This window comes from Flammeovirga pacifica (genome assembly GCF_000807855.2).
Taxonomy (GTDB): Bacteria; Bacteroidota; Bacteroidia; order Cytophagales; family Flammeovirgaceae; genus Flammeovirga; species Flammeovirga pacifica.
Genome location: NZ_JRYR02000002.1, coordinates 1,520,200 through 1,542,981 on the forward strand (window position 1 = coordinate 1,520,200; position 22,782 = coordinate 1,542,981).

At 35.1% G+C, this 22,782-nt stretch carries 10 protein-coding genes; 1 reads left to right on the top strand and 9 read right to left on the bottom strand.

The features are described from left to right. Positions 1-103 precede the first annotated feature (103 nt). From NH26_RS24330 to NH26_RS24365, 8 genes are all read right to left on the bottom strand, one after another. Positions 104-1,006, bottom strand: coding sequence for a DUF1735 domain-containing protein (locus tag NH26_RS24330; RefSeq protein WP_158022032.1), 903 nt, complete (start codon positions 1,004-1,006; stop codon positions 104-106). Positions 1,007-1,017: 11 nt separating this feature from the next. Continuing rightward, complete coding sequence (locus NH26_RS24335; RefSeq protein ID WP_044217321.1) at positions 1,018-2,715, bottom strand: RagB/SusD family nutrient uptake outer membrane protein; 1,698 nt, start codon at positions 2,713-2,715, stop codon at positions 1,018-1,020. A gap of 14 nt (positions 2,716-2,729) precedes the next feature. After that, complete coding sequence (locus tag NH26_RS24340) at positions 2,730-5,573, bottom strand: SusC/RagA family TonB-linked outer membrane protein (protein WP_044217322.1); 2,844 nt, start codon at positions 5,571-5,573, stop codon at positions 2,730-2,732. Positions 5,574-5,579: 6 nt separating this feature from the next. Further along, entirely contained in the window at positions 5,580-7,310 is a 1,731-nt protein-coding gene (locus NH26_RS24345) for a RagB/SusD family nutrient uptake outer membrane protein (RefSeq protein ID WP_158022033.1), read from the bottom strand. A 9-nt stretch (positions 7,311-7,319) separates the two neighbouring features. After that, on the bottom strand, positions 7,320-10,424 hold the full coding sequence (locus tag NH26_RS24350) for a SusC/RagA family TonB-linked outer membrane protein (protein ID WP_084812375.1): 3,105 nt from the start codon (positions 10,422-10,424) through the stop codon (positions 7,320-7,322). Positions 10,425-10,713: 289 nt separating this feature from the next. Then, on the bottom strand, positions 10,714-12,141 hold the full coding sequence (locus tag NH26_RS24355) for a sulfatase (RefSeq protein WP_044217326.1): 1,428 nt from the start codon (positions 12,139-12,141) through the stop codon (positions 10,714-10,716). Between the two features lie 4 nt (positions 12,142-12,145). Further along, positions 12,146-13,633: an arylsulfatase gene (locus tag NH26_RS24360; RefSeq protein WP_044217328.1), complete on the bottom strand. Its 1,488-nt coding sequence runs from the start codon at positions 13,631-13,633 to the stop codon at positions 12,146-12,148. Between the two features lie 113 nt (positions 13,634-13,746). Further along, positions 13,747-17,820, bottom strand: coding sequence for a hybrid sensor histidine kinase/response regulator transcription factor (locus NH26_RS24365; RefSeq protein ID WP_044217330.1), 4,074 nt, complete (start codon positions 17,818-17,820; stop codon positions 13,747-13,749). A gap of 288 nt (positions 17,821-18,108) precedes the next feature. Between NH26_RS24365 and NH26_RS24370 the strand changes: the two genes are divergently transcribed. After that, a complete protein-coding gene (locus NH26_RS24370; RefSeq protein WP_052431719.1) occupies positions 18,109-20,028 on the top strand; it encodes a sulfatase family protein in 1,920 nt (639 codons plus the stop codon). 77 nt (positions 20,029-20,105) lie between these two features. Here the strand turns inward: NH26_RS24370 and NH26_RS24375 are convergent, their stop codons facing one another. Continuing rightward, positions 20,106-22,622, bottom strand: coding sequence for a glycoside hydrolase family 2 TIM barrel-domain containing protein (locus NH26_RS24375; protein ID WP_044217332.1), 2,517 nt, complete (start codon positions 22,620-22,622; stop codon positions 20,106-20,108). Positions 22,623-22,782: the final 160 nt, after the last annotated feature.

A 22,782-nucleotide genomic window follows, 5' to 3' on the forward strand; every position in this document is an offset into this window, starting at 1 on the left:
GATGGGTCTTCAGAATAAATTAAAATAATAATATAGCAAAAGAGACTGTCTTATTATTATCCTATTGATAAGACAGTCTCCATTGTATTTTAGTAAGAAGGAATTAATCCCAGAGCTCTAACGATAACTCTTTGTTTCTAAAAGTAAGCGTATCTGTGACGATATGTGTCAAGTTATCTACCGTATACTTATACTTTAAATACACCATTAGATCATCACTCACATAACGAGAAGAGATGTTCTCTACGTTCTGAATTTCAGAATCTGATGTGCTCTTTAAGTCAATTGAACCATCATCAAAATTCATGTCCATTTCTAATCTCGAAGTATTTTTGATTCCCGACAAACCATTACTGATTACTTTACTTGCTCCTACTGTAGATAAATTCCAAGTAGAGTTGTTGATCAGATCTTCTGTACTATTTACAATCACTTCCTCCAAATCTCCACTAGCATTAAACGCTGAATCTACACCATGATGATACCAAATCGCATCCAATGTATGAATGTATTTGATTACCGGAATCATGTAATCCATTGGAGCGATACCTTTCAATTCATCACCTGTAAGCACCGAATCGGTCGTTGCAGAGATAATTCTTACGGGCAAGGCATAGTGTCTTGTCAAAGAATTGGGATCTGATAGAAATTTCACCGAATCCATTACCACATCAATCAAACCTTGAAATTGGCCTTCCTGAATCCACATTTCGTTATCGTTACTCAATGTATAATATTCAGAAGGAAGTAATTCGAATGGCGTATCTCTTAACAAGGTCGTATCGATTTCAAATTTTATTACTTCTGTTTTTGTATTCTCTCTCTTTCCACCTAGTACAACACCCATTTTAAACTGTAATCCTTCACCAGCAATTACTGTTCTTACTGGTTTTTGATAAGGAAAATAAGTTGTTGAGTAATCGTAATCTGTTAAATAATCGTTGTAGTTATCGCAACCTGTTAGGAACAGCGTTGCGATAAAAAATAAGTTTAGTAATTTCTTCATAATAATTTCATTTACCATCCTTTGTTCTGAATAATAGCGTCACCTTTTAGGACTTCACGGTATGGAATTGGACCATAGATCATGTAGTCTTGGTAATTTCTATCTTCAACATGGACCTTTTGATAGGAAGTTGTTTGTGAGTCTTGATTTACATTTATCTCTATTCCATTTACTGGTGAATTTAATTCATTCAAATCGTAATTCCAGCGACGAACATCATAAAAACGGTGATTTTCGAAAGCCAATTCTATACGTCTCTCATTATGAATAAATTCTCTGAAACCATCACGGCCAGTAATTGTATTTAAATAAGCATCAGAATCAATTTGTGCTCTAGAACGAATCACTTGGATCGCCTCTTTTGCTGTCAATCTTCCAAAAGGGGGCACTGTGTTAGGACCTACCAATTCGTTAGCCGCTTCAGCATAGTTTAGATATGCTTCCACTTTTCTAAATAATGCCGTGTAGTGTCTACCTGTAGTTATAGTACCTGGAGTAATACTTACATTAGGGTTTACAAACTTCTTTAGGTAATATCCTGTTCTAGTAGCGTACTCATTTACATCAGTATGGTCTTCACCTCCTACATATGTATTGATCGTTCCTTCTTTATAATTCATTCCATTATGAATTACTGTAGCATAGAATCTTGTTTCTCTTCCCTCATATGGATTTTCCGGATCATAACCAGAATCTGGATGGTCTATTGGAAAACCATTTGCCATTGGGAAAGCATCAACTAAGTCCTGTGAAGGGTTAGTGAATCCTTGACCGTTTAACGAAGGAGGGAAGTTTTTCTTTTCGATATCGTTGTTATTTGCATATCTACGCATAATCGGTTCACCTACTCTATCGTCAAAATAAATATCGTTACTCCAAGAGGGTAAACCACCCATAATATCAATCAACTTTTGGCTTTCATAGGCTGCTCTACCCCAAGCTTCATCTGTAGTGATATCATCATTTTTATCATCAAATGCTGGACTTGCCGCATACAATGTCACTACTGAACGAAGTGCTTGAGCCGCCATTTTTGATGCTCTACCTACATTCGATTCTCCAAAATCAACATTATCTCCTGTATATTCAAGTGGTAATAATTCGATGGCAACATCCGTATCAGCTAAAATTTGAGCGACAACTTCTTCGTAAGTATTTCTTGGCAACGTTTCGTTGATGGATACTTCATTTGTAATGATTGGAATACCCAACACTTGACCATTCTCTGCCAAACCACCGTGTCTTCTCAAGATGTTAAAGTGATAATACGCTCTTAAGAAATGTGCTTCTCCTTTTAGTCTTATTTTATAATTCTCGTTTCTAAGAGAGTCGGCAATGAAATAATCTACATCAAAACCTTTCGTTAGAAAGTCGTTCAAGTTTCTAATGATTTCATAAGAACCTGACCAATCGCCAATAGGATTAGACGATGGGTTCCAACCTCCTGCAGCCATTCTTCTTACTGACGAATTAATTTGTCTTGTGGTACCATTATCGGTAGCACAATCCAAGATATCGTTTCCATAAGTGGTGTAGAAGTTAGGAAGTCCTTGATACCCCGAAAGTAAAACGCCTTCTGCCGTTACTGGATGCGACCAAATTTCGTCTTCTGTTCTATTATTGTCTCTCTCTAATTCTAGAAAGTTGCTACAAGCTGATGTCGATAATCCAATCACCAAGCTTAATACTATGTATTTAAGATTTTTCATATCAATTACATCATTTAGAATTTAAAATGAGCACCTAAAGTGACACTTCTCATAATTGGAAAATTGGTAACACCAGTGTTTGGTCGCTCAGGATCAAGGTTTTTGTTTTTGATAGATGTAAACTCAAACAAGTTGTTCCCTCTAAGCGTAAACGTTGACTCAATCCCTGCCATTTTCTTCACGATTTTCTTCGGCATCGTGTAGCTTAACTCAACACTTTTGATTCTGAAGAAATTGCCTTTCTCCAACCAGAAATCAGAGTTTTGGAAGTTGTTTGTTGATTGACCTGTCGTTAACGCTGGATAAGTCGCCTCATTTGCTATGGCTTCTGTCCATGTCCCTCTAACAATTTCTGAGTAGTTCATCAAACCATCAAATTGATAATACATACTAGTGTTGTTTATGTAATGACCTGCCAAACCTGTTCCGTGGACAAATAAGTTGAAGTTTTTATAACCGATGTTTAATTGAATACCAAAGGTCATTGTAGGATCTGTCGTTCCTAAGAATTCCTTATCATCTTCATCAATTACACCATCGTTATTTAGATCTCTATATTTTATATCTCCCGGACGTAAAGGACCAAATGTTTGGTTGGTAGATGATTCCACATCCTGAGCATTTTGGAAGAAACCTAAGTTTCTATATCCGTAAATATTACCAATAGGCATCCCTTTTTGGCTCAAGTAGTTTTCATCGTATTTAAATTCCAATACCTCGTCCCATTTCGTTTGCTGGTACATAAAGTTACCCGATACACCAAGGTGCCAATGTCCTAATTGCTTCATGTAAGAAACCATCACTTCCAATCCATTACTTAAAGTAGAATTGTAGTTCATCATCATTTGGTTACCACCCATATAATCTGGGTAGAAATCGTTCATGTATACCGGCATGTCTTTACGAGCATTTCTAAATACATTGGCTTCCATATAGATATTTCTGAACAATGCCAACTCGGTACCTAAGTTTAACTCTACCGACTTTTCATACTCCAAATCTTCGTTTCCGTAGGCTTGAGGTACCCAAACTGGATATCTGTTATTGTTTGTTGGACCGAAACGAGCATCACCACTCTCTGTGTAACGTAACGTCTCGCTATAGTAATTCAAAGAGTTATTGTGTGCCAATACACCTGCAGAACCTTTTAATTTTAAGTAAGTCAACACATCATTATTTTTTAAAAAGTTCTCGTTGGAAACGATCCATCCTAGACCACCTGCGTACGTCCACATCGATTGATTGTGGTTCTGCAGTGTATTCGAGGCAACGATCACTGATGATCCTTCTACAACATATTTATTATTCAGCATATAATTGGCCGTCAAACCCGAGTGCAAGTGTTTGTGTACTTGAAAACTCTGACTATCCGAAGTAGATTGTACATAACCTACACCCGTTACCAATAGCTGATGAATTTCGTTAAATGTTCTATCGTAGTTAATCGAACCATAAAAAGCGTTGCTGTAATAATCACTAGATGCTTTTCTCACTTGGTCGTCTGATTTTAGACCAGAGTTTACCAATTGGTACTTGTAATCATCTCCTTGAGGCATCACTACTGCATAGCTATTATAACCTTCGTCCTTACCGTATCTAAACATAGAGTTGTAGTCCATAGAAGCATATATATCTGCAGATAAACCCTTTACATAATCGTTGAAATCGAAGTCAAATCCCATACGAGTTTGAATGTTTTTATCATTCTGAATATCGTAACCTCCATAATTTAATTCACCATAAATGTTTTTCGGGTGATTTAAACTACCGCCTAAAATTGTGTTTTCACGGTTCGTACCTTCTTGAATGAAGATAGGATATTCGTTCGCTCTTGTAGCGGATAAATCAGTATAAAAATCAGCCGTTGATATGGCTGGCTTATTTCTAAACTCTGCTCTACCTGCAACATCTGTTTTTAATGTAGCCCACTTCGATAATTCGATGTCTACGTTGGCTCTCATATTAAAACGTTCGTAGGTTGTTTGGTAACCTAACGCTTCCAAACCGCCATCACCAGTATACCCTAAGTGTGCAAAGAACTTTGTTTTTTGTGTCCCTCCTTGGAAGTTCAAGTAACCTTTTTGATAGGTTGCCGATTCCTTCATAGCAAAGGATCTGTAATCGTTATTTGGATTAACCAACGGATCTGAACCATTTCTATAAGCATTGATTTGTTGATCGCTATAGTAAGTCGGTAAACCATCGTTTAATCGAGCTTGATTATAATATTGAGCATATTCGTCGGCCCCTAAAAATTCTGGAGTACTTGTTGGTGTTTTCATACCAAACTCAAAACCGCCAGAAATATGTAAACCTGTCGATGCATTACCTCTTTTTGTAGTAATTAAAACCACACCATTTGCAGCTCTTGAACCGTACAAAATCTTCGCAGTTGCATCTCTTAATACCACTACCTGATCAATTTCCTCAGGGTTCAAATCTTGCCAAGGTCTATCGATACCATCCACCAAAACTAGAGGAGAATTGGAGTCGTTTCTATCTTTACCTCTAACAGTAATCGATGCTCCACCTCCGCCAGGAGTGTTCGCGTTGGTAGTTACTTGAAGACCTAAGATTCTACCTTGCAAAGTATTCGATAAGTTCATTTCGTTAGAAGTCGATAAATCATCTCCATGAATTCCATTCGCAACTCCAACAAATCTATCTTTCGATACCTTTCTAAAAGTATTATCAATTTCGCCGGTTACACCTGAATTGATAGTTTTCTTAAAACGTTCAGTAGCATTCGACGTTTCCCTAACAGGAATTTCTATCTCGTCCTGAGCATTCACGTTCCCTACCATGAAGGTAAATAAGGAAGCCAATGCTAAAGTATATATTTTTTTATTGTACTTCATAATTTATTACCATCCTGGATTTTGAGTGAAATTTTCATTTTTACTTACTTCCTCCAATGGGATAGGATACCAATAGTTTCTCTCTGTGAAGTTCCTTGCATTAGGAATCTCAGGATACTCGTAAGTAGCATCATCTCCGTTTTTGGTAATGACTACTTTTCGCAATGTTTTGTAATCTTGATCAGCCGTTTTCCATCTTCTAGAATCAAACCAACGGTGTCCTTCGAAACATAGTTCTACCGCTCTTTCGTTTCTAATTCTATCTCTAAAAGCTTCTTTACTTGATGTATATTTTGCATTTACATCTGGCATTCCTACTCTATTTCTGATAATGTTGATGGCTTGCACAGCTGAAATACCTGTCTCAGGAGCAGCTGCAGTTGGGCCATAAACCTCATTGGCTGCTTCTGCAAAATCTAAGTACACTTGTGCATATCTGATAAATACCCATGGCATATAATGCATACCGTATCTATTTTCCCAACGATTACTTCCTTCAGGCCAATATTTCTTCACAAAATAACCTGTCAGCGATCTTTGGTTGATAGGTAATTTATCTTCTCTCCCATCAGTATATGTTTCAATATAAAGTTGGGTTTCCCCGTTCATACCCCAAGGTGCTCCATCATAAAGTACATTATTGTAGAAACGTGGGTCTCTATTTTCGTAAGGGTTGCTTGGATCATAACCAGAATCTGGGTCTGAAATCGGTAAACCGGTAATCATTTCATAACGATCTACTGTATTTTGAGTAGGACCTGTTGTGGCATTAGCTCCACCATAGGATTGTGGAATAAAGTGGTTTTTCACATCTTGTGCACTACGAACACCTGTGTGTCTCCAGAAAATATATTCTGAATTGGCTGGTTCAAATTCACTATAAAAAATGTCTCTGTAATTGTTACCATTCAATAGTGCAATTCCATATTCTCCAGCATTTCTAAACAAATCACCTTGTGTTTTCATAGCAGCTTTCAACAACTCATGATTGTAAGTTGCACTGTTGCCAGAATGTTGTTGCATTAAAGGAGAAGCCATATACAACTGAATCATTTCCTTTAACCCCAAGGCACTTCCTTTTGTAACACGGCCTAATTGATTTAATTCCCATTTAATTGGTAATAGTTCAAATGCCATATCCAAGTCATTTAAGCAATCTTCTGCACTTTCTACAAAGTTTCTTCTAGGAAGATTAAAATCGGTATCTGGAGTAAACGATGCACTCATTTCTGGCATGCCACCCCAACGAGTTAGGATTTGGAAATAGTGCCATGCTCTCATAAAATACGCCTGACCTAACAACTCGTCAATTTGTTGCTGAGTCGCATCTTCCAACAGTTCAATTCTTTCGATACTAATATTTGCAGCACGAATAGCTTGAAAACCATTGGCTATTACAGGAGAACGAGAACCAATACCATGACTACTCATTTCCCAACCAATCTCATGTTGTTGTGCATTCCCTGGTTTCGAATAAAAACCACCTGCATTCATATCATTCTGAACGGTCCAGTTCGAATTGTTTTCTGTTTCATCACTAAAACTACCCGAATCAAAACGACGTCTCCAATCGAAGTAATCGTCCAAGTAAGCATATAACTGATCGTTAAATGCTCTGTAAGATTCGTAGTTTGTAAATACTTCAGATTCTGTTACTCCTTGATCTGGTGAACGATCTAAAAACCTTTCACATGAAAAAAGACCAAGTCCTAAAAGTAATATGATTAATTTTTTCATTTTCATTTCTTATAATCCAAATCGTAAACCAAGGTTAAATCTTCTTACTAGAGGATAAGCAGCATTTGAATTGGCTGGATCTAGTCTATCATCGAAGTTTGTAAATGTGAACAGGTTATTACCCGAAGCATATACATAGATATTTCTATAGAAATCAGACTTCTTTCCTTTGATATTGTAACCCATCTCTAAGTTTTTCAATCTCCAATAAGAAGCATTTTGCCATCTATATTCTGTAGAATTGTTATTGTGTTGCTTATTTTGGAAGTGCAATGTAGGATCGGCATTGGCATCTCTTGTATATGGATTCCAAGTATTCGTATGTGCTTCATCCAATACATAGAACCCTTTCGCAAATCCCCACATCATATCGTCCGAAATATTGGCGTAGTTGCCGTTTACTCCATAGAACAATGCAGACATTGTAAATCCTTTATAACTAAGAGTAAGGTTAAGACCGTATGTTTTAGTAGGAACATCCAATCCTTCCAATGCAGTTTGATCGTTAACATCTACACTACCATCTCCGTTAAAATCAACGTATTTAATATCTCCTGGAATTGGGGTTCCACCTAAATTAGTATTTGGCGAGTTATAAATATCTTCCCAATCTTGATACAAACCATCGGTTACATATCCTTTCTTCCAACCAATTGGCTTTCCTGCATCCTTCTGAGAGTCAGGTAACAAATATGGATCATCTCTATTAATGATTCTACTTTCATTCATCGAGAAGTTAGGTGCAATCCCTACTTGAAGGTGTTCTCCAATATTAAAGTCATAACTTAATGTTACCTCAAAACCTCTAGATTTTACTTCACCAATATTAGCATAAGGGTTTTCTGGGAAACCTGACCAAGCTGGAATGTTTCTTCTTTCCATCAAGATATCGTAGCGATACTCGTTGAAAAGATCTAAAGTGAATTTCCAGTTTCTAAATACCGTTGCTTCGAAACCTAAGTTTTGTTTCACTGCCTTTTCCCAAGTTGCACTCTCATTTGGAATTCTACCTTCGAAATAATGTGGCGCCCAGTTGGTAGGATCCTGACCTAAACGCCAGTTAATATTACCATCTTGATAATACTGTCCAAAATATAAATGACGTGTATTATTATTTATATGCGATCTACCTACCGTACCATAAGAATATCTCACTTTAGCACTGTTCAACCAATCGGCATTTTTAAAGATGTTTTCTTCTGAAAGCACCCAACCCAAAGCAAACGATGGGAAAACACCAAATCGTTGCCCAGGAGCGAAGTTATCTGAACCGTTTACACCCACATTTACTTCGGCTAGATATTTCATTTTGTAATCATAGGTTACTCTACCTGCCCAGTTTTCCTCATAGAATGGGAAAGAAACTTCTGGAGAATTAATTCTTCTTGAGAAGAGTAATAAACCTGTTACTGAGTGATCGCCAAATGTTCTGTTATATCTTGTAGAGAATTCGTATAACATTGTTTTTCTGAACCATCCATAATCCCAGTTATTTATCGTTACCGGCTGTTCTACAAAGTTTGCATCCGGGTAACGTACTCTATTTTCTGACTCAGGAGTCGGATAATGAAACATTACACGGTCTTTACTAATTGTTTTGTTAAACTGAGTGTAAGTATCAAATGCTACTTTAGCTCTGAAAGTTAAACCTTTAGTAACGAAGTCCAGTTTCTGATCCAATTGCAAGTTGGTAAACAATTCTGATCTTCTTGTTTGTCCACTACCCGATTCATTTAAAATAGACAATGGGTTATCACCTCCATTAGGATCAATACCACCATATGATCCATCTTCGAATCTTACAGGATATAAGTAAGAAGGTGTTCTGTAGATCTTTTTAAAGAATTCTTCTTTTTGATAATTACTAGTTCGTACTTCTGACGGACTAGAATATCTTTTCTGATTACCAGAGATACCAAAGTCAACGCTTGTTGTATTTGTGACTTTGAATTTTAAATTGGTTCTAAAGTTTAATCGATCATTGGAGAAACTTGGATCGTAATCTTGCTGAGCATTCGATTTTAAAATATCCGTCTCTTTTAAATAACCTACAGATGTAAAATATTTTATTTTATTTGTTCCTCCTGAAATATTAAAGTTAGTTTTTGATTGGTACCCTGTACCTACAACTTCATCCCACCAATCCACTTCCGGATATTTCTCCATATCTCTATTGGCGTTCTCCCAGTTTCTGATATAGCTTTCTGGAATCATTTGATCCCACAACCCGTCGTTGGCTAAAGCTTGATTGGCAAGTCTAAATGTAGAAGGCATATCTAAACGAGAAGAAGTATTCATTGGTGTTTTGATACCTACTTCTTGGGAGATATTGATTCTTGTTTTTTCCTCAGAACCTTGTTTTGATGTTACCAAGATTACACCGTTTGCCCCTTTTACACCAAATACTGCAGTTGCTGAAGCATCTTTTAGTACAGAAATAGACTCCACTTCGTTCGGGTCAATATCATTAAAACTTCTTTCTACTCCATCAACTAATACCAATGGAGAGTTATCATTCCACGATGAACGACCTCTAATTAGAATTTGTGCTTCGTTTTGACCTGGTTCACCACTAGATTCAATAACAGTCATACCTGCTACTCTACCAGTTAATGCACTTGTCATGTTTGTAGCACCACCCGATTCTAATAATTCTTTTGTTGGGGTTGTTTCTATGGCACCAACAATACTTTGTTTCTTTTGTACACCATAACCTACAACTACTACTTCGTCTAATAACTCTTCATCTAAAGTCATTTTCACATCCAAAATCGATTGTATACCAACGATTTCTTCATGGTTTAAATAACCTATGAACGAGTAAACTAAAACATCTTTTGGTTTTACAGCTAGTTTGTAAGAGCCATCAAAACTAGAGATTGTTCCTTTGGTAGTTCCTTTAATTAGAATAGATACTCCAGGTAGAGGACCTCCTAATTCATCAGTAACTACCCCAGTTACTATCAAGTCGTCTTGAAAGTTTGTTGAAGGTTTTTCATTTGCATTAGCGTTCACTAAAGTTGTTATACTTAACAATAGCGAAAAAGTCAGATAGAAAATACTAATTTTACCAATGCTATGAGTTACCCTAAAATGAGTAAACTTCTTTTGCATAATTTAAAAAATATTAAAGTGTTCTTATTGAGAATAGAACCTATTCTATTTCATTTCACTACAAAACAACATCTTTAATGGGAGTTTGAGCCCCTAATTTTTCATTAAAAAAGGGGGAAAAACTAATAAAAAGTACGTTTAAACGTATAAATGGACAGATTTTGTTAATTATTAAGAGTATGTGTTTATTTATTTATAAATATCAAAAAAGGATATTCTTGTAAAACAAATTTACAAAAATATCCTTTAAAATCGTCTCTCTTAATTCATTTATCTCAGGTAGGGGAAACTAATTCGAATGTTTCTTTTTATGATTCCCCCTTTTATACACCGGTCGATAATTTTCCGGCGTTTTTTTCATGGCTAAAGGAGCATTGGTCTTTTTCATCCATTTCTTTAGATCCTTTAGTATTTCATCTCTTTTCTTCGTTTCTATCAACGATAAATCATTAGATTCTGATGGGTCTTCCTTTAAATTATAAAGTTCTACCATGTGGTTGGAGTCTATATTTTTATCTCCGCCGTCTAATACATATTCTTCATGGAAGAACAGTAATTTCCAGTTACCATTAATAGCCACTGTTGTAGGCCGGTTTCTAAAATATTCATCCCTTGCCCCTCTTGCATTTTTACCATCAAGGTAAATTGGGTAATGATAATAAATCGTTGACCTTGATAAACTTGCTTCTTTTTGTGTAAGTAGAGGAACAAAGCTTTCACCATCCAATACTTTGTCTTTTGATTTATTGATCCCTGCCAATTCTAAAAAAGTAGGGTAAAAATCAATATTAATAATTGGTTCACCAGAGATGGCAGGAGAAATGCCTAAAGGCCACCTAACGACTAAAGGAACACGTACACCTCCTTCGTACAACATTCCTTTGGCTCCTCTTAATGGAGTCTGTTTTACACGACCAATTGCTCCGTTATCAGATGTAAAAATGACTATGGTGTTATCATCAATTCCCAAATCCTTTAACTTCTTCATAAGAATCCCCATACTTTCGTCAGTATGTTTTACCATCGCAGCGTATTGGGCATTTTTATGAACCTCACCCTTTGGTTTATCTTCAAAATAATCAATCATTGATTGACGTGCTTCCCATTTTGTATGTACAGTATGATGCGATAAGTACAAGAAGAAAGGTTGATCTTTTTGATCTTCCAAAAACTGACAAGCTTTCTCCGTTAAACTGTAGATATCTTTAGGATCGTCTGTTTCTTTAAAATTGATCTCGCTTGCATCCGTTTCTCCATTCACATCAAATCCTTGATCTGAAGCTGAGCCTTCGATATGCCACTTCCCGAAAATACCAGTTTTATAACCTCCGTCTCTCAAAGCTTCAGCCAAAGTATAATTCTCTAAAGGCAATCCCTGATCAGGTACAGGCTCTAAACGCATTTGCTCTTCAGGTCCTCTTTTAGAGTTCCAAACCGCCACTTTACCATGTCTTGGAGAATATTGACCGGACATTAAACTAGCTCTTGAGGGAGCACAATTTGGTCCAGCAGAATAGGCATTATGAAAGACGAATCCTTCTGCTGCCATTTGATCCAAGTTTGGCGTTTCGTGGTAATCCGATCCCATAAAAGCAGGATCTTTCCAGCCCATATCGTCTACAAAAAATAGAACGATATTGGGCTTTTTAGCTTGAGAATAACTATTTGATATTATCAATAAAGAGAAACAAATAGTCACTAAACTTTTTACTTTCATGAAATTACATGTTTTCTCCTTGGAAAGGGAAAGTAGTAGAAGTAGTACGAGCAGTATTAAAGATTTCTTGAGCCTTTTGTACTAATTCAGGTTGCTGCTTCGCTAAGTTCTTGCTTTCTGAAGGATCGTTAGAAAGATCGTAGATTTCGATTTTCTTACCTTTCTTCAAGTTGTATTGAACTGCTTTCCAGTTCCCCATTCTTACAGCTCTTCTTCCACCTTTCTCGTGGAACTCCCAATACAAGTAATCATGTTTCTCTTGCTTGCCTTTTTCCCCTTTTAAAGTAGGTAAGAAAGAGATACCATCAATATTTTGTTCGTTTGGAATTTCAACATCTAAGATATCTGCCACTGTGGGTAAAACATCCCAGAATGCTGATGGATGATCAGATACTTGATTTTTAGAGATGGTATTTGGCCATGAAACAATCATTGGTACACGGATACCACCTTCGTATAAATCACGTTTTACCCCTTTAAATGGACCAAACGAGTTAAAGTAATATGGATCTGCTCCACCTTCTTTGTGAGGACCATTATCAGAACTGAATATAACGATAGTATTATCATCCAGACCCAATTCTTTTAGCTTCTCCATTACATCACCCACAGAATTATCTAGGTAGTGCATCATAGTAGCAAATGCTGCTCGTGGATATTCTTGATCTCCATAAGCTCCTTTAAAGAAGCGATCTTCGTGAGATAATTTAGAATCGTGGTTTACCTTGTTTACATAAGGTTTTCCTTGAGGATACTTCTCTTTGTACATTTGGAAAAGAGAATCTTGAGGTACCACCATTTCCGCATGAGGAATTGTATAAGGTAAGTACAAGAAGAACGGCTTATCTTTATTTTGATCTATGAACGACAACGCTTGCTCGTGAATCATATCATGAGTATAAGTCATATGTCCATCTGTATTTTTTGGAAGAGGTACTTTTGTACCATTATGTCTTAAGTACAATGGGTAATACGTATGTGCCAATCTCTGACAGTTATACCCGTAAAACTCATCGAAACCTTGTGCATTTGGAGCACCTTCTGATTGTGGGTAACCTAACCCCCATTTACCAAACATACCTGTTACATACCCTTCTTTCTTCAACATTTTAGGTAAGCTATAAGTAGCTGCTGGAATGGGTACCTGACCTTCCGGCATAACCTCTTTATTACCACGAATAGGTGTATGACCTGTATGCATACCCGTTAAAAGTGTTGATCTAGAAGGCGCACAAACACTACTACCTGCATAGTGATCTGTAAAACGAATACCACTTTCTGCAAGGGCATCAATGTTAGGTGTTGTGAATTTCTCCTGACCATAGCAACTAAAATCACCCCATCCTGCATCGTCTGCTAGTATGTAAATAATATTAGGTTGTTTTATGTCTTTGCTTGCTGTTTTTTTGTGTGGAGTCGCACATGAACTAATCCCATAAAGAGCTAATAAATATAAGGCTACTTTTATAAGACGATGTTGTAATACATTCATTTGATACTAATCATTTATTCTTTAATCGATAACCAAATTTAAAGGAGTCCTTTCGTTTGGTGCGGGGTGTTTTTCATCAAAAACGACCTAAATTTTAATTATTAGAAGATATACTAATTATTAACCTCTTCTTGTTCAGTAATCTTACTCATTTGTTTGATGTACTCCGAGGCCGACATTCCATAGTGATCTTTAAAGCATTTTCTAAAATACTTCACATCGTTGAAACCAATCTCATAAGCAATCTCAAAGATCTTTAAGTTAGACGATAACAGTAATTCGCCCGCCTTACGCATACGCACATCTTTAATAAACTCTACCAAAGATTTCCCTGTTACGTCTTTCATTTTCTTGTATAAAGCCGATTGAGACATGGCCATTTCATCCACCAAAAGCTGTACATTCAAATTAGGATCAGATAGATTGTTTTCGACGATTTCGATGGTTTTCTCTAGGAAATCATCTTCCATCTCTTTGGAATATTTACTTAGTGGTTTTTGCAATTGCATCACTCCTTTATACATCTGCATCACATGTTCCTTATTCTTTAAGACATTAATCACTTTCTGCTTAAGAATACTAGGTTTAAATGGCTTGGTAATGTAATCGTCTGCTCCTGTTTCCAAACCTTCTAATTGATGCATCAACGATGTTTTAGCTGTCAATAAATAGATAGGAATATGCCACAATTGTTCATTGGTTTTGATATGGTGACACAATTCTGTGCCGTTCATCTCAGGCATCATCACATCACTAACAACTAAAGATATGTTCTTATCTATATGTAAAATATCCAACGCTTCTTTACCATTTCCTGCTTTCTTGATCTTACAAGTATCTTTCAGTAGATTAGTCAAATACTGAAGAATCTCTTCATTGTCCTCTACTAAAAGGACTGTCTGATTTTCGAAAGTCACCCCTTCTACTTCTTCAATATCCACATCGTTTTGTACATAATAACTTTGCGGCATCACTTCTTTACTTTCTAAGTCGTTTAATGGAAGTTCGATGATGAAAGTGGTTCCTTTTCCTTTTTCACTTTCTACATGAATATTACCTTTGTGCGCCTCAATTACACTCTTGGCAATTGACAACCCCAAACCAGTTCCTTTGATGTTGATGGAGTTTGCATTTTTAGTTTGATAGAAACGATCGAAAATTTTATCCAAAGCGTTTTCATCTATACCTAATCCATTATCAATGACTCTAAGACTCATCTTTTTATTAGTTTCATCTATTAGTACATTCAAAGTGATTTTCCCATTTGATTCTATAAACTTGAAAGCATTAGAAAGTAAATTGTAGATTACAGATTCAATCTTTTCTGCATCATAATTAACCATAATCTGATTTTCCGGAACTTCTAATTTAAAATCTATCCCTAGACCTTTAGCTTTCAGTTTAAACGAATTAAAGATATTTTCTATGAAATTGATAAACTCAAAATTAGTGTTATTCAACTCAAGTGTCTTATCAAATTTTCTAAAATCCATTAACTCATTAACCAAACGTAAAAGTTTATTGGTTTGCTGGTAACTCAATGATATTTTTTCCCTTACCTCTGGGGAGATCGATTTGTTTTGTACCACTTCATCTAAAGGACCTTGCATTAATGTTAAAGGCGTTCTCAAATCGTGTCCTACGTTAGTGAAGAACTCTAATTTTTGCTCTATCAACTCCTCGTCTTTCTCTCTTTGATTCTGAGCAAAAACCAATTGCGTTTTTAATTTATGTTGATGGATGTAATTGTAATTTATCAACAACATAACGAATAGAACCAAACAAATAAAACCAGTAATAGAGTACCACCTTTGCCACCAAGGTTTTTTGATTTCAAAAGAAATACTTTTAACCTCAGACCATGGTCCATTATGTAATTTCCCTTTTACTTTAAATGTATAGTGACCACTCGAAAGATTAGAATAATACGCCGAATTATTTACATTAGATTTTATCGTCTCAATCCAATCATTGTCGTATCCCTCCAATAAGTATTTATATTCTATTTTATTCACCTCACTTGGATTGTTTCCAATAAATGAGATGGAGATGTCTTTTTCATCCGGATAAAGGAGGTAACTTTTCTTTTCTCTTACCTGACTATCCAAAAGTAATCTTCCGTTAAACTCTTCATCAAAAACTAACTTTTGATGATTGATTTCAAGATCACTAATATCTAAACGAATTTTCTGATTTTCTTTTTTCCAATTATTAATATCGATAAGCGTTAAACCATCAATACCTCCGAAGAACATGACTCCTTGATTATCTTTGAAATCTGTTTTTACCTTAAAACCATTTTCCGCATGAATACCATCAGATTTTCCATACCTAGTGAAGGTTTTTCTTTTTTTATCAAAACTTGTAATTGAAGTACCAGCAACCCAAATATTATCATTTATATCATCTACCAACAGTCCTTCAATATCATCTTCTAATAAGCCATTGGAATGATTGTATCTTTTAAAAATGCCCCTTTTTTCATCAATTAAACAATTAAGGCCTCCACCAATTGTCCCTGCCCAAATGAGATTCTCAGCATCTCGAACTATAGAGAAAACAAAATTACTACTAAGTGTATTCTCACTAGCTACAGAGTTCATATATTGTTTTGCATCAATTAGTTCATCTCCTTTAAGGTGAAGTTTTATTAATCCTTTATCTCTTGTACCTAGCCATAATAAATCTTTATCTGCTTCGTAAAACATAGAATTAATAGTAGAAAGAGTAATGTTTTTTACCCTTTTCACATATTTCATCTTCTTAGTATGAATATTATAACAATACATTCCACCGTCATTTGTACCAAACCATACATTATCATGTTTATCAGTGGTTAAAATTCGGATATAAAGTCGTTTTGGAAGATGTAGTTCTTTAGGAATGAGAATTTGTTCAAAGCTGACATTATTAATAGTAGAAAAAGGCTTCTGAGATATATACAAACCATAACCAGCTGTACCTACAACAATATATTTTGAATCCGTTATATCTAAATAACTTACAGAAATTACCTGATCCTTTTTTAACCCCTCATGTTTTACTTCCCTTTTAAAATCTTTAGTCACAAAATGAACACCATTATTAGATCCTAAAATGTAATAATCATCCACTTTTGAAATACTTTTGGGAAATTTAAAATTGAAGTTATTATTGTTTATAATATCTATATGTTTAAAATTAGAAGGTTTTAGATCAGTATATCTCACACCAATTGAATTACATCCTATCCAAACTGTTTTTGTTTGATCTTCAAAAAATGTAACTATGTTAGGATCATGACCATTGTCTTCTATCTTATAAAACTGAGCGTTAAACTCTTTATTTAAAGACCAAATCCCCTTATTAGTACCTACCCAAATAGTATCATCAGATAATTTTATAAGTGCATAAACCCTATGAATAGGATGATCTGTATTAATTTTTCTTATCGTTTGCTTGTAAAGAGAGATCTTAAATAAACCATTGGACGCACCAATAAGGTAATTCCCTCCTCCTAATTTTAAGAAAGACCTTGCTCCTTTAATTTTGCTTTCAGAATTTTTAAATCTTTTAAACTTGGCATTATTTCTTCTTTTAAAAAATACACCATTTCGTTTCCCTATCCATATTGTTCCTTGATCATCACAATGAATTGATCGTACAAAATTGTCTTTTTGAGAATATATATTAAAAGGGATTTCCTGTATATTTTTTATCTTCCCTCCTTTTTTTAAAACAAGTTTATACACTTTACTATTCCCTGTAACTGCATACAAACAATTGCCTTCCTTATTCATTGTCATAAATTTTATTGACAAGTTTTGAATATCAAAAAGCTCATTGTTTTCTTTGCTATTAATAAGTTGGTGATGTTGTACATTATGATTTAAAGGGTGGAAAGAAGAGATTCCAGATTCTTCTGATAATAACCAAAGGAAACCAAATTTATCCTTCTTCATTTCTACCAAACGATTGGATTTTAAACCTTTTGACTTATCGAAGACTTCTATTTTCTCACCATCAAAATAGTTTAACCCTTTAAGAGTGGCAATCCAAATATAGCCATAATCATCCTGACAAATTGATCGGACATCAGAGTGCGATAGCCCTTTTTCCACTGTGATCTTCTTTAAATCAAGTGGTATAGATGCTTGCGTATTTAGAGACAAAAAACAAATTAAAGAAATTAGTAATATTCTATTCATTTCAATTTAGGAAGTTAGTATTGGTTAGTATCAAAAAGTTAATTACAACTAATAAGTGGACATTTAACAGTTGAATATTATCATAAAAAATAGAGTTTAGTTGCTCTGTTCGTAAAACTACAACTAATTATTAATATCCTTTACAAACATAGTGTTTGAGGATATTAATAAAGGTGAAAAAATCATTTTCAATAGCCTAAAAATTCATATTTACGCTTCAAATGAGAGTCTTTAGGCCATATTCAGTAAACTAATAGCAAAATTAGGGTGTATTTAAAAATATATGAAATGAAACAAATAAACTTACTTTTCGCATTTTTTATTAGTGTTCAAACCTTCGCACAACTAAAGGATCAACCCAATATTTTATGGATAACCTTTGAAGATACTTCCCCTCATTTAATTTATGATAATCCATCTTCGAATACTCCGAATATGGACCGTTTGGAAAAAGAGGGCGTTCGTTTTAATGCTATGTTTTCGACGGCTACAATTTGTTCTCCGTCTAGATCAGCCATTATTACAGGATTGCATGCCACATCTATTGGATCCGGAAACCACAGAAGTAGTATTCCATTTCCTAAGCAAATTAAGGGCTTTCCTTATTATTTAAAGCAACAGGGCTACCACACCTCTAATAACGTAAAAACCGATTATAATGTCTTTGATCAAAAGAAGTTTATAAAAGAGTGTTGGACGGAGTCAAACAAAACAGCCCATTGGAGAAACCGTAAAGACGGTCAGGCATTCTTTTCAGTCTTTAATTTAAACGAATCTCATGCCTCTAGAACTTTTGTGTGGAAAGAAGAGAAGTATAAAAAAGAAATATTCGATCACCTTCCGAAAGAATTGAGAACAGAAGAAGAATCTTTAATCTTACCTCCATTTTATAGAGATAGTCCAGAAATGAGACATCACATGGCTAGAATATACAATTGTATTAATTATACAGATTATAGAATTGGTCAGATTCTATCTCAGTTAAAAGAAGATGGATTGGAAGAAAAAACCATCATTTTTGTTTTTGCTGATCATGGAGAGGCAATGCCTAGGGGAAAAGGAAATGGAATTAATCTTGGGCATAGAGTGCCGATGTATGTGTATGTTCCAGAAAAGTACAAACATCTATCTGGCCTAACGATGGGTAACAAAACTGATAGAGTAGGTAGTTTTGAAGACCTAGCTGCAACAATCTTAACTTTAGCGGACATCAAAAAGCCTGCTTATTTTGAGGGAACCGACCTTTTAGCTGAGAACTATAGTAAGACTCATTTCTATGGTCATAAAGATGGAGCAGACGATGCAAGAGACATCACCAGAGAAGTTTCTGATGGCCGTTTTATGTACTCAAGAGTATACAATACATCACTTCCTGAAATGCAGTTTAAGCACTATACAGGGATTGCTGATATTTATACGACCATGAAATCAGACCTGAAGAATGATCTTTTGAACGAGGATCAGAAGAATATCTTTATTAAATCTCGCGATAAGGAAATGTTATTTGATTTGGAAAACGATCCATGGGAATTAAATAACTTGGCAAACGATCCAAAGTATACTAAGCAACTTAAGAAGTTTAGAAAAATCTGTCAAAAAGAAATCTTAAAGACGAGGGACTTACAATTTATCCCTTATGGTGAAATGATACGATTATCTAAGGAAACAGGGTTAGCTCCCTATGATTTTAAGTTCGATGAATCGATCTACCCTTTAAAAGCCATGATGTCTATGATCAATATTTCTGGAGAAGGAAGTAAAGCAATTAGCAAGCAACTGAAAGGATTAAAATCAAAAAATGATTTAGTGCGTTATTGGGCAGCTTATGGTTTGAGAAATCAAAATTACCTTAAGGATAGTGAGTACCAAATTATTGAAAATGCATTGAAAACAGAGCAAGTATCTTATGTACAGATTGAATTAGCAACAATATTATGCATCAAAAATACAAATCATGCTTCTTTCAAAATATTAAAAACTTTCTCAACAGGCACTAACTATTTTGATCAATGGCATGCCCTTAGAAATGTGTTTGATTATTTACCGAATCAAGGTGAATATCAAGAATTATATCAAAGCGTATTAGATCAGCTTCCTCCTAAAAAGAAAGTAAAACAACTTCATAAGAATATCTACTTTGATGTTTTAGAAACAGCAAAAGGTGGAATTTATGTCTATAGAATGAATAAAAAATCAAGTTCACGATAAAAAAACTGAGATAATAAAAAGGTGGTTTGCTTCATCAAGCAAAGCAAACCACCTTTCCTTAATTCTCTTTAAAGAAATTATTGTATTTCTAAGACAACCTCATTACTCTTTAATTTTCCAACACTCACATACACTTTCGCACTTCCTATTTCACCCTTTGCTCTAACCATTGCTAAAGCTCTGCCTTTATGAGATTGTACATGATTGGTTTGATGAGGAGATACATTCATCTCAGAACCATTATCAACACCAAGTAATTCTAATTCTTCTGAAACATGAAATTTTACATCTTCTTCTAAATTTTTGATTTCATAACCATTTTCGTCAAACATTTTTACTGTAATGTGTGCCACATCGTAATGATTCGCTTTCATCTGAGTTTGATCTGATATCACTTGAAGTTTGGCTACCCTCCCTACAGTATTCAATATATATTCTTCCGCTTTCTTCCCATTATTATAACCCACAACTTTCAGTTCACCTTTTTGATAAGGCACCAACCATTTAATGATATTATCAGTTTCTGAAAAATCGGAAAGAGCTTGTTTTCCTAAGCTTTTCCCATTAAGGAATAATTCGGCTTCCTCACAATTAGTATAGGTTTGGACCACAATTTCCTCCCCTTTTTTGTAATTCCAATGTTCATTTACATTGTACCATTCCCACAGTCTTAACTCTGCCCAGACTGGCTTTTCTTTTAGTTGAATATCAAATTTCCATCCCCCTTTCTTTGTATAAGAATATTCTGATTCTGAAGCAGGAGTAGTTACCGTATACACCTTTGGATCTTCTTTCCATAAACACTCAAAAAAGTGTCCTCTAGGATTTTTAAATCCCGCAAAATCAAAAAGAGAAATATTCAAACCTTTTCTAGGCCATAACCCTGCCTCACCTAAATAAGCAAAACCCGTCCAAACAAAAATACCTGGAATAAAATCTCTTTCCATTACCCCTTTCCATTCAGAATAAGCCACCCAATTTTCTGAGCCTAACATTAACTTATTAGGAAAGGCTTTATGCGCTGCATCGTAATCAATCTCTCTGTAATTGAGTCCTAATATATCTACAGCATCAGCATAGCCACTTGCAAAAGCAATTGATGGACGAACGCTTCCACATATCGTCGGTCGAGTAGTATCTTCTTCTTTTACCCATTTCGATAATTGATGAGCAATGATAGAAAGTGAATCTACTCCTCCAGTAACTTTCTCAAATACAGGTTTAATTACGGTAGTATCAAAAGTAGGAGTGTCTTTGTACTCTCTGATCCCTTTTTGAAGTTGAGCATATGTTTGAGAGTATACAGGGAAAGTCCACTCAATTTCATTACCAATACTCCACATAATAATCGAAGGATGATTGTAGTCTCTGCTGATCAAATCTTTAAGATCGCGTTCTGCCCATTCTCTAAATACTTCTGGATATCCTTCAGAAATGTCTTTAGGTGCTTTCTGTCCTCCCAAACAAGTCATCAATTTGGCTTTAGGAACATACCATTCGTCAAATGCTTCATTCATTACCAAAAAGCCCATTTCATCACATAGCTCCATTAATAATGGGGAATGAGGATTGTGTGCCATTCTTATAGCATTCACGCCTAATGATTTCAATTTTTTCATACGAAATGCCCAATGGTCTTTCATAGCTGCAGCCCCTACTGCTCCAACATCATGATGTAAATTAACACCCTTAATTTTTACATTTTGACCATTTAAAAAGAATCCTTTATTAGCATCGAATTCAAAATCTCTAATACCAAATTTCTCTATTGTTTCATCCACTAATTTTCCATCATTATACACTTGAAGTTTGGCTTGGTACATATGAGGTGTATCAATCCCCCATCTTTTGGGCTGTGGTACTAATAATTTCTGATCTACTACATCACCTGTAAAAGCTTTTGTTTCACTTTCAGCAACAATTGTATTATTCTCATCTATCAAACTTACTTTTACAGAAGTGGCGTTTGATTTAGACTTAATCGTTGTTTTCACACGGACAGTGGCTTCTTTATCAGACACTTTAGGTGTTTCAATACGCACTCCCCATTGAGGAATATGTGTCTTTGATGCTGTCACAAGTCGAACATCACGGTAGATGCCTGACCCTGTATACCATCTCGAATCTACAAAGTTAGAGTGATCTACTTTTACGGCAATCACATTATCTTCTCCAAAATTTAAATCATCCGTTAAAGAATAAGAAAAACTAGAATATCCGCTAGGTCGGAAACCAAGTTCTTTTCCATTAATATAAACTGTAGAATTACAATACACTCCATCAAATTCTATCCAAATTTCTTTGTTTTTATCTGATGATGGAACACTAAACGTTTTTCTGTACCATCCAATGCCTCCTTCGGTAAACCCAGTACTAGAAGCCTTATCTTTTTGATAGCCACCTAAGATACTCCAATCGTGAGGCAATCGAATGTCTTGCCATTTAACATCATCATAAGATGTTTTTTCTGCACCTTGGAGGTCACTTTTAATAAATTTCCATCCAAAGTTAAAGTCATCCACTGTTCTTTGTCTGACTTGCGTACAAGAGGAAAACGATAAGAATAGTGTAAGTAATAATACTAATAGTCTCATACCTTTTTAATTTGTTAGTTGAGTTTTGTTTTTTGTAATCTTGCGTCTAAGGTAAAAGGAATCCCCTCCCTTTGAGTAAAAATATTTTATCAAAAGGGAGGGGTATTTATCAATATAATCAATATGTACTCTGATTCTGTAAGCATTTTTCTATCTCAAA

Coding starts and splice junctions, on each gene's coding strand:
- NH26_RS24330 (WP_158022032.1), bottom strand. CDS start 1,006: ATGAAGAAATTACTAAACTTATTTTTTATCGCAACGCTGTTCCTAACA.
- NH26_RS24335 (WP_044217321.1), bottom strand. CDS start 2,715: ATGAAAAATCTTAAATACATAGTATTAAGCTTGGTGATTGGATTATCG.
- NH26_RS24340 (WP_044217322.1), bottom strand. CDS start 5,573: ATGAAGTACAATAAAAAAATATATACTTTAGCATTGGCTTCCTTATTT.
- NH26_RS24345 (WP_158022033.1), bottom strand. CDS start 7,310: ATGAAAAAATTAATCATATTACTTTTAGGACTTGGTCTTTTTTCATGT.
- NH26_RS24350 (WP_084812375.1), bottom strand. CDS start 10,424: ATGCAAAAGAAGTTTACTCATTTTAGGGTAACTCATAGCATTGGTAAA.
- NH26_RS24355 (WP_044217326.1), bottom strand. CDS start 12,141: ATGAAAGTAAAAAGTTTAGTGACTATTTGTTTCTCTTTATTGATAATA.
- NH26_RS24360 (WP_044217328.1), bottom strand. CDS start 13,633: ATGAATGTATTACAACATCGTCTTATAAAAGTAGCCTTATATTTATTA.
- NH26_RS24365 (WP_044217330.1), bottom strand. CDS start 17,820: ATGAATAGAATATTACTAATTTCTTTAATTTGTTTTTTGTCTCTAAAT.
- NH26_RS24370 (WP_052431719.1), top strand. CDS start 18,109: ATGAAACAAATAAACTTACTTTTCGCATTTTTTATTAGTGTTCAAACC.
- NH26_RS24375 (WP_044217332.1), bottom strand. CDS start 22,622: ATGAGACTATTAGTATTATTACTTACACTATTCTTATCGTTTTCCTCT.